Genomic DNA, 16,213 nt, shown 5'->3' with positions numbered 1-16,213 from the left:
GGTTGGCCGGGAGCCCTTTGTGTTTGCCCACTCGCTTCGGCGGCGGATCCGACCCTGGCTGTGGTTCACCGTGCTGCTCACAGCCGCCAGCATCTGTGTGTTCGGCCAGGTCGCGGCCGACCCCGGTGGGCAGGTCGTCGCCGGAAACGACGACTCCTCGCTCTTCATCTGGTGGCTCGGACACGCAGCGGATGTCGTCGCCGGTCGACTGGGCTTCGCCCCCGACGGCGATCAGGCGGGAACGGCGGACGGACTCCTCTACACAGAGGCGATGAATACCCTCGGCGGGGGAGTCAACGGCGCCTGGAACACCTCTCTGGCCGGCCTGGCCCTGATCCTGACCCCTCTCACCTGGGTCGCCGGTCCGATCATCAGCTACAACCTGCTCATCATCTCCACCCCGGTGCTGGTCAGCCTGGCTACGGCCGTCCTCTTCACCCGCTTCCTCCGGCGGCTTCCGGCGTTCGCAGCCTCCGGCGGGGTCGGCTTCTCCAGCTATGTCATCGCCCAGTCCTCGGGCCACCCCAACCTCGCGTTCGCCGTGACCCCGCCGCTCGTCGCCGCGATCATCATCACCCTGCTCGTTCGCGCACCTGCACCGGCGCTGAACTCGCGCGGATTCTGGATTCCGACGATCGGGCTCGGTCTGATCCTCGGATTCCAGTTCTACGTCTCGACCGAAGTCCTCGCCGGAACCTTCATCGCCGCGCTGTGCCTGCTGGTCTCCATCGCCGTCTTCGGTCGGAGGCTGACCACCGCAGCCGGTTGGCAGCGACTGGCGGCAGGCGGCGTTCTCGGGGCGCTTCTGGCGCTGTTCATCGCCCTCCCGCTGCTGCTGACGATGCGCGGCCCGAACGCCCCCGAGAGGGCCATCAGACCCCACGGTGTATGGAACACCGACCTGCTCGATCCCATCATTCCCGCCGCCCCGACCCTCATCGGGTCCGGAACCTCACCGATTCCCCGGGTTTTGGACATCGATTCGGCCGAGCTCGGCGCCTACGTCGGTGTGCCCGCGCTCATCGCCTGCGTCGTCATCGTCGTCTGCCTCGCCCGCACCCGCCGGTACCGGGCGATCCTCGGCATCGCCTCGGCGACGGGAGTGCTGGTCTTCGCGTTCTCGCTGGGGTCCCCGGTGCTGTTCAACGGCCGCGTCGCCGTCGAGACGGGACCTTTCGCCCTCGTCGAGGCGGTGCCGGTGCTCGACAACATCCTGCCCATGCGCCTGGTCCTGCATTCGACGATCGCCCTGTACGCGATCCTCGGCTGCGGCCTGCAGTGGGCGCTCGACTGTTCGCAGAAGCGTTCGGCCCAGGCCCTGCTGGGGCTTCTCCTGGTCTCCGCTGTGTGTGTCATCCCCGGTGTCCAGACCTCGCGCGAGGTCTTCGTCCCCGAGTTCTACACCGAATCCATCGCCGAGGTGATCCCTGCAGGCTCCGTGGTCAAGACCGTTCCGCGTCCCCTGGCCTGGGCCGAACCGCATGCCGACGAAGCGATGGTGTGGCAGTCGGTGAGCGGGTTCGACTACCGGGAGACCGGCGGATACTTCATCGGTTCGAGCCCCGACTCCGCAGTCACCTTCTCGGCACCCGAGGACCCATTCGACGAGCTGTTGCGTGGCTCACTGTTCTCCGGCGAGCCCCTGCCTGACCCGGACTCGGCCGAGCTCGGCGCCGCGATCGACGAGCTGCGCGCCGATGGCGTCGACTACGTGGTCCTCGCACCGGACGCGCCGTTGCTGCCGGGCGGCGACGGAGAGTACGAGGACTTCCTCACCGCCGGCCTCGGGCCGCCCGTCTTCGCCGAGGAAGGAGTTCGGGTCTACTCACTGAGCCGCTGAACGGCTGCGTGTGGCCCGGCAGAGCCCGTACAGGCGGTGTGCCGTCGGAATCGCTAGGCTGGAGCCATGCTGAGAATAGGACTGACCGGTGGAATCGGCGCAGGAAAGTCGACCGTCTCCGAGATCCTCACCGCTCACGGTGCGGTGATCATCGACGCCGATACGATCGCCCGCGAGGTCGTCGCCCCCGGCGAGCCGCTGCTTCACGAGCTGGCGGCGAGATTCGGGCCCGACGTCATCGCCGTCGACGGGGGACTGGACCGGGCGCAGCTGGCGGCCGCCGCATTCGTCGACGAGGAGTCGACCGCGGCCCTCAACGCCCTCATGCACCCCGCGATCCGTGACCGCACGGCCAAGCACTTCGCCGACCACTCCGACGCCGAGGTGGTCGTCCACGACGTGCCACTCCTCGTCGAAAACCAGATGACCCCCGCCTACCACCTCAACCTCCTCGTCGACGTCCCTGCCGAACTGCGGCTGGAGCGACTGATGGATGCCCGAGGCATGGACCGCTCGGACGCCGAAGCCCGCATCGCCCGTCAGGCCACGGACGAGCAGAGATACGCCGTCTGTGATGTGGTCATCGACAATGCTGGTCCGGTCGACGGGACACGGGAGCGCGTTGCCCGTCTCGTCGACGACCGCATCCTCCCGTTCGCGGCCAACCTCGCGGACGAACGCCGCGCAGATCGCGGACCGGTCGAACTCATCGACCCGGCGGGCGCGAACTGGCCGATCCAGGCTCAGCGGATCATCGCCAAGCTCCACCACGGCCTCGGCGAACGCTTCGACATCGACCACATCGGATCGACCGCGGTCCCGGGGATGATCGCCAAGGACGTCATCGACCTGCAGCTGCTCGTACCCGATCAGGACACCGCACGCGAACTCGCACCCCGCTTGGCCGAGCTGGGATATCCGGGGCACGAGGGGGCCGACAACCTCGGCGAGGACAAGACGGAACCCAAACGGTTCCACGCGAACGCCGATCCGGGCCGCGCCGTCAACCTCCATGTGCGGACCCAGGGCTCCGTCGGGGCCCACTTCGCCCGCGAATTCCTGCGCCTGCTGCGCAGCGACGAGGGCGAACGGGAAGGATATGCGCAGCTGAAGCGAACACTCGCCCACGAGCACGGCGGATCCGGGCAGTCCGAGGCCTATGCCGAGGCGAAGGAACCGCACTTCCTGAGACTGCGCAGACGACTCGTCCCGGACAGCTTCGTCTGACGCCTGCTGTTCTCTGTGTCAGCCTCGGCGGCTAGTGTTGGACCATGACCACAGCACGTCCCCTGCCAGCCATCGGCCACAGGCCGGATGTCACACGTACAGTCGCTCCGTTCGAAGTCGTCTCCGAATACTCCCCTTCCGGTGACCAGCCGACGGCGATCACCGAGATCTCGGACCGCCTCGACCAAGGGGAGCGCGACATCGTCCTGCTCGGCGCCACCGGCACAGGCAAGTCGGCGACCACGGCGTGGCTGATCGAGCAGGTTCAGCGACCGACCCTGATCATGGCACCGAACAAGACCCTGGCCGCGCAGCTGGCCAATGAATTCCGGCAGCTGCTGCCCCACAACGCGGTCGAATACTTCGTCTCCTATTACGACTACTACCAGCCCGAGGCCTACGTTCCGCAGACCGACACCTTCATCGAGAAGGACTCCTCGGTCAACGATGAGGTCGAACGGCTGCGCCACTCTGCGACGAACTCGCTGCTGACGCGTCGTGATGTCGTCGTCGTCTCGACCGTGTCCTGCATCTACGGTCTGGGCACTCCTGAGGAGTACGTCGATCGGATGGTGACCCTGCAGCGCGGTCAGCAGTGCGACCGGGACGAACTGCTCAAGCGCTTCGTGTCGATGCAGTACGCCCGCAACGACATGGCCTTCACCCGCGGCACCTTCCGCGTCCGCGGCGACACCGTCGAGATCATCCCGCAGTACGAGGAGCTGGCTCTGCGGATCGAGTTCTTCGGTGACGAGATCGAGACCCTTCAGACGCTGCACCCCCTGACCGGCGAGATCGTCCGTGAGGAGGAGACGATCCATGTCTTCCCCGCGTCGCACTATGTTGCCGGTGAGAACCGGATGGGACGAGCCGTCAGCGAGATCGAGGAGGAGCTGCAGACGCGGCTGAGCGAATTCGAAACCCAGAACAAACTCCTCGAGGCGCAGCGTCTGAAGATGCGCACGACCTACGACCTCGAGATGATGGAGTCGATGGGATTCACCTCGGGCATCGAGAACTACTCCCGCCACATCGACGGTCGCCCCGCCGGATCCGCGCCGAACTGCCTGCTCGACTACTTCCCCGAGGACTTCCTGCTCGTCGTCGACGAATCCCACGTCACTGTGCCGCAGATCGGCGGCATGTACGAAGGCGACATGTCGCGCAAGCGCACCCTGGTCGAACACGGCTTCCGGCTGCCCAGCGCCATGGACAACCGGCCCCTGAAATTCGACGAGTTCCGCGAACGCGTCGGGCAGGCCGTGTACCTGTCGGCGACCCCCGGCAATTTCGAACTGGGGAACTCGAACGGATACGTCCAGCAGATCATCAGGCCCACCGGGCTCGTGGACCCGGAGATCGTCGTCAAGCCGACCAAGGGGCAGATCGACGACCTGCTCGATGAGATCCGGACCCGCGTCGACTCCCAGGAACGTGTCCTCGTCACCACTCTGACGAAGAAGATGGCCGAGGACCTCACGGACTACCTCCTCGAGCACGAGGTCCGGGTCCAGTACCTCCACTCCGACGTCGACACCCTGCGCCGCGTCGAGCTCCTGACAGAGCTGAGAGCCGGCGAATTCGACGTGCTCGTCGGCATCAACCTCCTCCGTGAGGGCCTCGACCTTCCGGAAGTCTCCCTGGTCGCCATCCTCGACGCGGACAAGGAGGGATTCCTCCGGTCGACGACCTCCCTGATCCAGACGGTCGGGCGCGCGGCCCGCAATATCCACGGCCAGGTCCACATGTACGCCGACACCATGACCCGCTCCATGCGAGAGGCCATCGATGAGACCGATCGGCGGCGCGAGATCCAGGTCGCCTACAACGAGGAGCACGGCATCGACCCCGCACCTCTGGTCAAACAGATCGCAGACATCACCGAACGCCTGCAGCGAGAGGACGCGGACACCCGCGAGCTGCTCACCGAGTTCGACTACGGCAAGGGCAAGCGCGGATACAACTCGACGATGACCGACGAGCAGCGGCAGGGCGCCGGCCAAGCCGGGTCGCTGCGACCGCCGGCAGCAGACCTCACGGAGCTCATCGACTCGCTGACCTCGCAGATGCACACCGCGGCAGCAGAACTGCAATTCGAGCTCGCCGCCCGCCTGAGGGATGAGCTCTCCGATCTCAAGCAGGAACTGCGGCAGATGAAGGAGGCCGGGCACGCCTGACCGGCCCCGCGTGCAGGTGTGCGAGCACCCGCACGACTATACTGGGAAGGCTGGCGAAAGGGAGTATCCCGCCCATCCGTGCTCGTCACCACGATCCGTCAGAGGGTCCGGGCGCGGAGCGCACGCCGCCACTGCCTCAGTGGTCACAGCGTGGGAGAGACTTTCGGCACGGATACATCACCGACAGCTTTGAAAGGCATCCATGGATATCCTGTCCTCCACGCTCGCAGCAGGCGGAAACGCCGCCGCTGGGAGCGAGTCTCCGATCCCCGTGTGGTTCATGATCACCTCGGGCATCGTCGTCGTCGCAATCCTCGTCTTCGACCTGCTCCTCGTCGTCAAGCGTCCCCACACCCCGTCGATGAAGGAAGCGGGCATCTGGGTCGCCTTCTACGTCACTCTGGCTCTCATCTTCGCCGGGGCGCTCTTCGCCATCGGCGATGCCCAGCACGGCAGTGAGTTCCTCACCGGCTGGCTGCTCGAGTACTCGCTGAGCATCGACAACCTGTTCGTGTTCATCATCATCATGGGCAGCTTCTCGGTCCCGCGGAAGTATCAGCAGGAAGTCCTCATGGTGGGCATCATCATCGCCATCATCTTCCGCGGCATCTTCATCCTGGCCGGTTCCGCCATCATCACCGCATTCGTCGAAGTCTTCTTCATCTTCGGCATCTTCCTCCTCATCGTCGCCTACCGACAGGCATTCAGCGATGACGACGACGGCGACGGAGAGAACGCGTTCATCCGCTTCCTGCGCAAACGGATCAACGTCGTCGACGAATACCACGGCAACAGCCTCCGGGTGACGATCGAGGGCAAGAAGTTCTGGACGCCCATGTTCATCGTCTTCATCGCGATCGGGTCGACGGACGTCATGTTCGCACTCGACTCGATTCCCGCGATCTTCGGCGTCACGCAGAACACGTTCCTCGTCTTCACCGCGAACGTCTTCGCTCTGATGGGCCTGCGCCAGCTCTACTTCCTGCTCGGCGGACTCGTCGACAAGCTCGTCTATCTCCACTACGGAATCGCGGCGATCCTCGCCTTCATCGGTGTCAAGCTCTTCATCCACGCTCTGCACGAATCGGATTGGGAATTCCTGTCCTGGGGCTCCGCGGTTCCCGAGGTGCCGACGTGGCTGTCCCTGGGCTTCATCGTCTTCGCCATGGCGGTGGCGACGATCGCCTCGCTGCTGAAGATGAAGAAGGACGGCGTGTCACTGCGGGAGCTCGGTTCCCAGGAGTCGGACGACTCACAGGCGTGATCGGACCGGTGCCCCCTTCGGCGGCGTGACGGTGCGCGGGTGCCTCTCACAGCGAAAGACACCCGCGCACGAACGCTCAGGACACGGCGAAGGGACCGAAGACCGGAGTCCACTCCCGGACGTGCGTCTCATCGATGACACCGACCGAGGCATAGGGGTCTCTCGCCAGGAGTCGGTTGATCTCCTCGCGGTCGGAAGCCTGCATCAACAGCAGACCACCGGGCACCGGGTCGTCGTCCAGGGGGCCCGACGCCAGGACCGTTCCGGCTTCGTAGAGCTCGGACTGCCACGCCCGATGGGCCGGCCGGGCCTCCATGCGGGTATCGGTATCGGGACCATAGACATAGTTGACGGCGAAAACCGGCATCTGAAACTCCTGAGGTTCGAACAATAGGATGGACATCAGTCTAAACGGAAAGGTCTGTGCATAGCTGTGGTGCGATTGCAGGAGATCCCAGCGGAATTCGCTGACGAAGACGCAGTCTACGAAGCCTTCGGGCAGTACTGCGAGGAGCTGGGAATCGAACCATACCCCGCTCAGGACGAGGCCATCCTCAGCATTCTGGCCGGCGACAACACGATCCTCGCCACCCCGACGGGGTCGGGCAAGTCACTCGTGGCCCTGTTCGCCCTCTACCAATCTTTCACCCGGGGGATCCGGGCCTACTACACGGCTCCGCTCAAGGCGCTGGTGAGTGAGAAGTTCTTCTCCCTCATCGATGCCTTCGGCCCGGAGAACGTCGGCATGATCACCGGCGACTCCACGGTCAACGGTGACGCCCCCGTCATCTGCGCAACGGCGGAGATCCTCGCCAACCAGGCGCTGCGCGAGGGAGGCCTGCTCGACGCCGGCATGGTCGTCATGGACGAGTTCCACTATGTCGCCGATCCCTCACGCGGGTGGGCATGGCAGGTGCCGCTGCTCGAGATGCCCCAAGCACAGTTCGTGCTCATGTCGGCCACGCTCGGCGACACGAGCGAGATCTGCCGCACCATGGAGGACACGACCGGCCGCGACAGTTCGGTCGTGACATCGGCGACTCGTCCGGTCCCACTCGACTACGAGTACTCGACCGAGATGCTCTCCGACACTCTGCGCTCCCTGGTGCGCAACGACAAGGCGCCCGTCTACGTCGTGTCCTACTCCCAGGCCGGTGCCATCGAGCTGGCCACCGGTCTGCTGTCGGTCGATCTCGCTTCGAAGGAGCAGAAGGCCGCGGTCGCGGCGGCCATCAAGGGCTTCACCTTCGGGAAGGGCTTCGGACAGAGCCTGCGGAAACTGCTCCTGCACGGAGTCGGCGTCCACCACGCCGGCATGCTGCCGAAGTATCGCCGGCTGGTCGAACAGCTCGCGCTCAAGGGGCTCCTGCTCGTCATCTCGGGCACCGACACCCTCGGAGTCGGCATCAACGTTCCGATCCGGTCCGTGCTGCTGACCGGGCTGACGAAGTTCGACGGCAGGAAGATGCGCAAACTCAGTGTCCGCGAGTTCCAGCAGCTGGCCGGACGCGCCGGACGCGCGGGATTCGACACCCGCGGGCATGTCATCGCCCAGGCGCCCGAGCACGTCATCGAGAATCTGCGGGCCGAGGCCAAGGCGGCCAACGCGGAGAAGAAAAAGAAGAAGGTCAAGAAGAAGGCCCCACCGGCCGGGTTCGTCGGGTGGTCGGAGGAGACCTTCACCAAACTCATCGAGTCCCAGGCCGAGTCCCTGCGCTCCCGCATGAAGATCGACCACTCCACGATCCTCAACCTCGTCGCCCGGTCCGGGTCGGACGTGGCCACCATCAGCCGATTCATCGACAAGACCCACGAGAGTCGGGAACGTCACCTCGACCTCAAACTCACCGCCCTGAGCATCGGCCGATCGCTCATCGACGCCGGTCTCATCGAGTTCAAGGGCGACGAGCTGGTGCCGACCACGGACCTCGGACCCCAGTTCGCACTCAACCAGCCGCTGGCCCCCTTCGTGCTTGCGGGGCTGGAGCTGTTCGATGCGGAGGCCGAGACCTACGCCCTCGACGTGGTCTCGCTCGTCGAATCCACCACACCGGTGCCGTTCCCCGTGCTCAAGGGCCAGATCGACCGGATCAAACAGGACACCCTCGCCGAGCTCAAAGCCGAGGGCGTCGAATACGCCGAACGCATGACGATCCTCGACGAGATCGAAGGGCCGAAACCCCTCGCTGAGATCCTCGAGCCCGCGTTCGAGCACTTCATCGCCGCCCACCCGTGGCTGCGAGCAGGCGACTTCGAACCGAAGTCGATCGTGCGCGACATGATCGAACAGGCCATGGGCTTCACCCAGTTCGTCGGGTACTACAGCCTCACCCGGGTCGAGGGCAGCCTCCTGCGCTACCTCACCGATGTGTTCCGGGCACTGACGCACAATGTGCCCGCCGACGACAGAACAGAGGAGCTCTCGACCATCATCGAATGGCTGGGGGAGACGATCGCCCGCACCGACTCCTCCCTGCTCGATGAGTGGCGGACCCTGCAGGGCCTGTCTCCGACGGACTTCGCGGACGAAGAGCTGCCCGAGCTCGATCGCAGGTTCTCCGACAATACGCGGGTCTTCACCGCCGAGGTGCGCAACGCCCTGTTCCATCGGGTGCTGCTGGCCGAACGCGCCGACTACGCGGAACTGGGGCGCCTCGACGCCGACAGCGGCTTCGACGCCGGAGCCTGGGAGGACGCGATCGAGGACTTCTACGAGGAGTACGGCGACCTCCTCGTCGACGGCAGGGCCAGGGGCGGGGAATATATCTCGATCGAACCTGGTTCACAGTCGTGGACCGTCCGTCAGACCTTGGCCGATCCCGACGACAACAGGGACTGGGCCATCGACGCCGAGGTGGACGTTCGCGCCAGTGACGAAGCCGGAGACATCGTATTGCGAGTCCTCGCCGTCGGAGAGATCAGCGCCCGTCCCCGTTCGAGCAATGTCAGTGCCGAGTAATACAGTGGTCAGGTGATGAAAACTAACAGCGGTCAGCAGTCGGCAGGCGTGTCACATCTCGACACCCTGTGGGTCAAGGGCGCGCGTGCCCACAACCTGAAGAACGTGGACATCTCCCTGCCGCGTGACTCCATGGTCGTCTTCACCGGCCTGTCCGGGTCGGGCAAATCCTCCCTGGCCTTCGACACGATCTTCGCCGAGGGCCAACGCCGCTACGTCGAGTCCCTCTCCTCCTACGCGAGGATGTTCCTGGGGCAGATGGACAAACCCGATGTCGACTTCATCGAAGGTCTCTCGCCGGCGGTGTCGATCGATCAGAAGTCGACCTCGCGCAACCCCCGCTCCACGGTCGGCACCATCACCGAAGTCCACGACTTCCTCCGCCTCCTGTGGGCGCGGATCGGCATCCCGCACTGCCCCGTGTGCGGCGAGGTCATCACGAAGCAGACTCCGCAGCAGATCGTCGATCAGCTCCTCGAACTCGAAGAGCGGACGAAGTTCCTTGTGCTGGCTCCCATCGTCCGCTCCCGCAAGGGCGAATTCGTCGACCTATTCACCGAACTGCAGGCCAAGGGCTTCGCCCGCGCCATCGTCGACGGTGAGCAGATCAGCCTCAGCGAACCGCCGAGCCTCGAGAAGCAGTACAAGCACACGATCTCCGTCGTCGTCGACCGCCTCGTCTCCAAATCCGGCCTGCGCCCGCGCCTGACGGACTCCGTCGAAACGGCGCTCGGCCTCGCCGACGGCCGCATCGACGTCGAAATGGTCGACGAGGGTGTGACACGGACCTTCTCCGAGCACATGTCGTGCCCGAACGAGCACCCGCTGGCGATCGACGAGATCGAGCCCCGGGCATTCTCCTTCAACTCTCCCTTCGGCGCCTGCCCCACCTGCGACGGAATCGGAACCCGACTCCAAGTCGACGAGACGCTCGTCGTCCCGGATGAGGACCTCAGCCTCGGCGAAGGAGCGATCGCCCCCTGGTCGGGCGGAAAACAGGTGACCAAGTACTTCAACCGTCTCCTCAAGGGCCTCGGCGATGAAATCGGCTTCGACATGGGCACGGCCTGGAAGGACCTGCGAAAGGCGGACAAGTCGGCGATCCTGACGGGCAAGGATTACAAAGTCCACGTCAAATACAAGAACCGCTTCGGACGCGAACGCACCTACTCGACCGGCTTCGAAGGCGTGTACCAGTACATTCAGCGCAAACACGAAGAGACCGAGTCGGACTGGTCGCGGGAACGCTACGAGTCCTACATGCGTGAGATCCCCTGCGCCAGCTGCCACGGCGCCCGCCTCAAACCGGAGATCCTCGCCGTCAAGGTCGGCGGCAAGTCCATCGCCGAGGTGTCCGAACTCGCCCTCGACGAATCTGCACAGTTCCTCTCCCAGCTCGAACTCAGCGCACGCGACGCGGCCGTGGCGGCCCAGGTGATGAAGGAGATCAACGCACGTCTGGGCTTCCTCCTCGACGTCGGACTCGACTACCTCAGCCTCAATCGACCCGCCGGCTCCCTGTCCGGTGGTGAGGCCCAGCGCATTCGCCTGGCGACCCAGATCGGCTCGGGCCTCGTCGGGGTCCTCTACGTCCTGGACGAACCTTCGATCGGTCTCCACCAGCGCGACAACAGACGACTCATCGAAACCCTGAACAAGCTCAAGGAGCTCGGCAACACCCTCATCGTCGTCGAACACGATGAGGACACGATCGCCTCGGCGGATTGGATCGTCGACATCGGTCCCGGCGCCGGCGAACACGGGGGAGAGGTCATCTACTCCGGTCCGGTGCCCGGACTCAAGGACGCCGAACGCTCCATCACCGGCGACTATCTCGCCGGGCGCAGAGCCATCCAGATGCCGACGACTCGTCGCCCGGTGGACGAGGAGCGCGTCGTCACTGTGGAAAAGGCCGTCGAGAACAACCTGCGCGACGTCACGGTCTCGTTCCCGCTCGGTGTGCTCACCGCCATCACCGGAGTCTCGGGCTCGGGCAAATCGACCCTCGTCAACGAGATCCTCTACACGCAGATGGCGAACGTCCTCAACGGCGCCTCACGGGTGCCGGGACGACACAAGCGAATCACCGGACTCGACAGTCTCGACAAGGTCGTCCACGTCGATCAGTCGCCGATCGGCCGCACCCCGCGGTCCAACCCGGCGACCTACACAGGGGTCTTCGACCATATCCGCCGCCTGTTTGCGGAGACCGAATCGGCGAAGGTGCGCGGCTACCAACCGGGACGTTTCTCCTTCAACGTCAAGGGCGGACGCTGTGAGAACTGCAGCGGCGACGGCACGATCAAGATCGAGATGAACTTCCTGCCGGACGTCTTCGTCCCCTGCGAGGTCTGCGGGGGAGCCCGGTACAACCGGGAGACGCTCGAAGTCACGTTCAAGGGCAAGTCCATCGCCGAGGTGCTGGAGATGCCCATCGAACAGTCGGCCGAGTTCTTCGCCGCGATCCCGGCGATCTCCCGGCACCTGAACACGCTCGTCGAGGTCGGCCTGGGCTACGTGCGTCTCGGCCAGCCCGCCACGACCCTCTCAGGTGGTGAGGCGCAGCGAGTCAAGCTCGCCGCCGAACTCCAGAAGCGCTCGCGCGGCCGAACCGTCTACGTGCTCGACGAACCGACCACGGGCCTGCACTTCGAAGACATCTCGAAGCTGCTGCACGTTCTGCAGGGTCTCGTCGACAAGGGCAACACGGTCATCGTCATCGAACACAACCTCGATGTCATCGCCAATGCCGACCACGTCATCGACCTCGGCCCCGAAGGCGGTCGGGGCGGTGGTGAGATCATCGCCCAGGGCACTCCCGAAGAGGTGTCGACCGACTCGGCGAGCCATACCGGACGGTTCCTCAAAGCGATGCTCGATGGCTGATCCGGCCTCCTATCGTCCGGCGACGGGCAGCATCCCGACCTCCGCCGGGGTCTACAAATTCCGTGACCCCGACCGGCGCGTCATCTACGTCGGGAAGGCGAAGAACCTCCGCAACCGTCTGAATTCGTACTTCTCGAATCCGGTTCAGCTGCACCAGCGCACCTCGACGATGGTCCACACTGCGGTATCGGTGGAGTGGACCGTCGTCGACACAGAGGTCGAGGCGCTGCAGCTCGAATGGACGTGGATCAACGAATTCAATCCGCGATTCAACGTCATGTTCCGCGACGACAAGTCCTACCCGTACCTCGCGATCACGATGAACGACGAAGTCCCGCGGGCCTTCATCACCCGCGGCAGACGCCGCAAGGGAATCAAATACTTCGGGCCCTTCGCCCAGGTGTGGGCGATCAAGGACACCCTCGACCTGCTGCTGCGGGCCTTCCCGATGCGCACCTGCACCGCAGGCGTGTACAGGCGGGCCGTGCGCAGCGGCCGCCCCTGCCTGCTCGGCTACATCGACAAATGCGCCGCACCCTGCGTCGGCGACATCAGCGTGGAGGACCATAAGGACCTCGCCCGCAGCATCTCCGACTTCATGTCCGGCAACACCGGACGGTTCATCAGCTACCGGCAGAAAGAGATGGCGACCGCGTCCGAAGAGCTCGACTACGAGCGTGCCGCCCGCCTGCGGGACGAAGTCGCGGCGCTGCAGAAGGTGCTCGACAAATCAGCGGTCGTCCTCTCCGTCAACGCCGACTGTGATGTGTTCGCCCTCGTCACCGAGGAGCTCGAAGCCTCCGTCCAGGTCTTCCACGTCCGCCAGGGACGGATCCGCGGACAGCGCGGATGGATCATCGAACGCTCCGACGACCACACACCGGCCGAGCTCACCACCGATTACCTGAGACAGGCGTACACCGGACTCGACGCCGAGGCGATTCCCCGCGAGATCCTCGTCGACACCGTCCCCGCCGACATCGCCTCACTCGAGAGCTGGCTGAGCGAACGGCGCGGATCCCGAGTCACCGTCCGGGTGCCCGAACGTGGGGAGAAGAAGGCCGTTCTCGAAACGGTGACGAAGAACGCGAAGGAAGCTCTGCTCCAGCACAAGCTCAAACGCTCCTCGGACCTGACCACTCGCAGCACGGCATTGAAGGAGATCCAGGAGCACCTGTCGCTGCCGGAAGCGCCCCTGCGCATCGAATGCATCGACATCTCGCACACGCAGGGCTCGAACGTCGTGGCCTCCCTCGTGGTGTTCGAGGACGGGCTCGTGAAGAAGCGCGACTACCGTCACTTCGCCATCCACGGCGAAGCTGCCGCCGACGACACGGCCTCGATGTACGACGTCGTCTCCCGCCGGTTCAGCCGCTACCTCGAACAGCTGGTCTCCGAGGAGCCCGATGAACGCTTCGGGTACCGCCCCAGCCTCCTCGTCGTCGACGGCGCAGGACCGCAGGTGGCGGCGGCCACGAGGGCGCTGCACGACCTCGGCATCGTCGACATCTCGGTCGTCGGCCTCGCCAAACGCCTTGAAGAGGTATGGATGCCCGACGACCCGTTCCCCGTCATCCTGCCCCGGAACTCCGAGGGTCTGTTCCTCATGCAGCGGCTGCGCGACGAAGCCCACCGGTTCGCCATCAGCTACCATCGCTCGAAGCGGGCGAAGGCGATGACCAGCTCCGTCCTCGATGACATCTCGGGGCTCGGCGAGTCCAAGCGGACCGCGCTCCTGCGTCATTTCGGCTCGGTCAAGAAGGTTCGAGCCGCGAGCGTCGAAGAGCTGTGCGAGGTCCAGGGCATCGGTCCGGCGCTGGCGGAGAAGGTCGCGGCAGCCCTCGCGGACTGACCTCGCGAACCGACCCGGCGGCAGGCGCCGAGCCCACTGCTCGACATCTGCTCTAGAGTAGTCCTCGACAGCTGTCTTCAACCGCGCAGCCCAAGGAGGACATGTGAGCACACAGGCCGAATCGAACGGTGCCGACCATCCCATCGAGGTCGTCCTCGTGACGGGAATGTCCGGAGCAGGACGGACCACCGCGGCCAATGTGCTCGAGGACTTGGACTGGTACGTCGTCGACAATCTGCCTCCGCAGATGATGCGGCCCCTCGTCGAACTCGTCGCCCGCGCCGACGGTGCACTGCCGAAGATCGCCATCGTCACCGACTCGAAGGGACGGGCGAAGTACACGGAGCTCGAGGACACGATCAGCGACTTCATCGATCAGGGGCTCTCGCTGCGCATCCTCTACCTCGATGCCGCCGACGAGGTCCTCGTCCGACGCTTCGAATCCACACGTCGTCCGCACCCGCTGCAGGGTGAGGGAACGCTGCTGGAGGGCATCGAAGCCGAACGCTCCTCACTGGAATCCCTCAAACACCGTGCCGACATCATCATCGACACCTCCGAACTCAACGTCCACCAGCTCTCCACCCAGGTCCGCAAACGCTTCAGCACCGGCGACACCCCGCTGCTGCGACTGACCGTGATGAGCTTCGGGTTCAAATACGGACTGCCGAAGGACGCCGACCACGTCGCCGATGTCCGCTTCCTGCCCAACCCGTACTGGATCCCGCACCTGCGCGGACACAACGGACTCGACTCGGACGTGGCCGACTTCGTGCTCGGCCAGAACGGAGCCGAGGAGTTCATAGAACGCTACGCGGCCACCTTGGACACGGTCTCTCAGGGCTATCTCCACGAAGGCCGCGGCTACGCGATGATCGGCATCGGGTGCACCGGAGGCAAGCACCGTTCGGTCGCGATCAGCGAACGCATCGCCAAGAGCCTGGCCGCCCAGACCGGAATCCCGGTCACAGTCCGTCACCGTGATCTGGGGAGAGAGTGAGATGGAGACCGAAGACCTCCCGCAGATCATCCCCGCGGCGAAGGACAAGGGCCCCAAGATCGTCTCCTTCGGCGGTGGCCACGGCCTCTATTCCGCGCTGCGTGCCTTTCGCCTGCTCACCGAGTCGCTGACGGCCGTCGTCACCGTCGCCGACGACGGCGGGTCCTCCGGCAGACTCCGTGACGAGCTCGGCGGTCTGCCGCCCGGCGACCTGCGGATGGCTCTGGCCGCTCTCTGCGACGACGGGAACTGGGGCCAGACCTGGCGCGACGTCATCCAGCACCGCTTCGACTCCGAAGGAGAGCTCAGCGGGCATTCGGTGGGCAATCTGCTCATCTCCGCACTGTGGCAGATCCACGGCGACCATGTCGCCGGTCTCGACTGGATGGCCAAACTCCTGCGTGCCCACGGCCGTGTGCTGCCCATGTCCTCGATCCCGCTGACGATCGAGGCCGATGTGAAGTTCCCCGGATCCTTCCAGGTCGTGCGCGGTCAGTCCGTGCTCGCCTCGACTCTGGGCCATGTCGAGACCGTGCGCCTCGACCCGCCCGTGCCTCCGGCCCGACATGAGACGATCGAGGCCGTCGCCGAGGCGGATGTGCTCAACCTCGGGCCCGGCTCCTGGTACACCTCGGTGATGCCGCATCTGCTCGTGCCCTCACTCGCGGAGGCGATCGGGAATTCCTCGGCGGTGAAGTCCCTCACCCTCAACCTCAGCTCGAGTGACGGCGAAACACGAGATCTCAGTCTCAGCGAACACCTCGCTTCACTGCACAGACATGCGCCCTCGCTCGAGCTGAGCTACGTCCTCGTCGACGAGGCGGCAACCCGCGTGGAACCTGATCTCGAGCGGTGTGCGCGGGAGATGTTCGATGCCAAACTGTGGGCCGGTCCGCTGCGCTCACGACGGGCAGGACAGCATGACAGTCTCAAGTTGGCCGCGTGTTACCGTGACATGTTGGTGGACGCCGGGATCGGCGTGGACGAGCAGTGGTAGGAAAATCATTT

General features: G+C 65.0%; 10 protein-coding genes. 9 read left to right on the top strand and 1 reads right to left on the bottom strand.

Annotated features, from left to right (window positions below):
• The first annotated feature begins 19 nt into the window (after positions 1-19).
• From BKA07_RS12645 to BKA07_RS12630, 4 genes are all read left to right on the top strand, one after another.
• Positions 20-1,840, top strand: a complete 1,821-nt coding sequence (locus BKA07_RS12645; RefSeq protein WP_167951202.1) for a glycosyltransferase family protein — start codon at positions 20-22, stop codon at positions 1,838-1,840.
• A gap of 66 nt (positions 1,841-1,906) precedes the next feature.
• Complete coding sequence (gene coaE, locus BKA07_RS12640) at positions 1,907-3,067, top strand: dephospho-CoA kinase (protein WP_167951201.1); 1,161 nt, start codon at positions 1,907-1,909, stop codon at positions 3,065-3,067.
• Positions 3,068-3,111: 44 nt separating this feature from the next.
• Positions 3,112-5,244, top strand: coding sequence for an excinuclease ABC subunit UvrB (uvrB, locus tag BKA07_RS12635; protein WP_167951200.1), 2,133 nt, complete (start codon positions 3,112-3,114; stop codon positions 5,242-5,244).
• 202 nt (positions 5,245-5,446) lie between these two features.
• Entirely contained in the window at positions 5,447-6,508 is a 1,062-nt protein-coding gene (locus tag BKA07_RS12630; protein ID WP_167951199.1) for a TerC/Alx family metal homeostasis membrane protein, read from the top strand.
• A 76-nt stretch (positions 6,509-6,584) separates the two neighbouring features.
• On the opposite strand, the gene BKA07_RS12625 is transcribed toward BKA07_RS12630, so the two are convergent.
• Positions 6,585-6,875 carry a YciI family protein gene (locus BKA07_RS12625; protein ID WP_167951198.1) on the bottom strand — a complete coding sequence of 97 codons (291 nt, stop codon included), beginning with the start codon at positions 6,873-6,875 and terminating at the stop codon, positions 6,585-6,587.
• 66 nt (positions 6,876-6,941) lie between these two features.
• Between BKA07_RS12625 and BKA07_RS12620 the strand changes: the two genes are divergently transcribed.
• The 5 genes from BKA07_RS12620 (at position 6,942) to BKA07_RS12600 (ending at position 16,202) form a co-directional block, all read left to right on the top strand.
• Positions 6,942-9,467, top strand: coding sequence for a DUF3516 domain-containing protein (locus BKA07_RS12620; protein WP_167951197.1), 2,526 nt, complete (start codon positions 6,942-6,944; stop codon positions 9,465-9,467).
• Positions 9,468-9,482: 15 nt separating this feature from the next.
• Positions 9,483-12,353 (top strand): excinuclease ABC subunit UvrA, encoded by a 2,871-nt coding sequence (uvrA, locus tag BKA07_RS12615; RefSeq protein ID WP_167953181.1) that lies wholly within the window; start codon positions 9,483-9,485, stop codon positions 12,351-12,353.
• The gene (gene uvrC / locus BKA07_RS12610; protein ID WP_167951196.1) at positions 12,346-14,205 is read left to right on the top strand and encodes an excinuclease ABC subunit UvrC; all 1,860 of its coding nucleotides are present in this window, start codon (positions 12,346-12,348) and stop codon (positions 14,203-14,205) included. The genes uvrA and uvrC overlap by 8 nt, the downstream gene beginning before the upstream one ends.
• Before the next feature lie 103 nt (positions 14,206-14,308).
• The gene (gene rapZ / locus BKA07_RS12605) at positions 14,309-15,205 is read left to right on the top strand and encodes an RNase adapter RapZ (RefSeq protein WP_167951195.1); all 897 of its coding nucleotides are present in this window, start codon (positions 14,309-14,311) and stop codon (positions 15,203-15,205) included.
• Position 15,206: 1 nt separating this feature from the next.
• Positions 15,207-16,202 carry a gluconeogenesis factor YvcK family protein gene (locus BKA07_RS12600; protein WP_167951194.1) on the top strand — a complete coding sequence of 332 codons (996 nt, stop codon included), beginning with the start codon at positions 15,207-15,209 and terminating at the stop codon, positions 16,200-16,202.
• The last annotated feature ends 11 nt before the right edge of the window (positions 16,203-16,213 follow it).

The sequence above is a fragment of the Brevibacterium marinum genome, assembly GCF_011927955.1.
GTDB lineage: Bacteria > Actinomycetota > Actinomycetes > Actinomycetales > Brevibacteriaceae > Brevibacterium > Brevibacterium marinum.
Note: the sequence above shows the minus strand (reverse complement) of the source record. Positions and strands in the feature narration are given on the sequence as shown.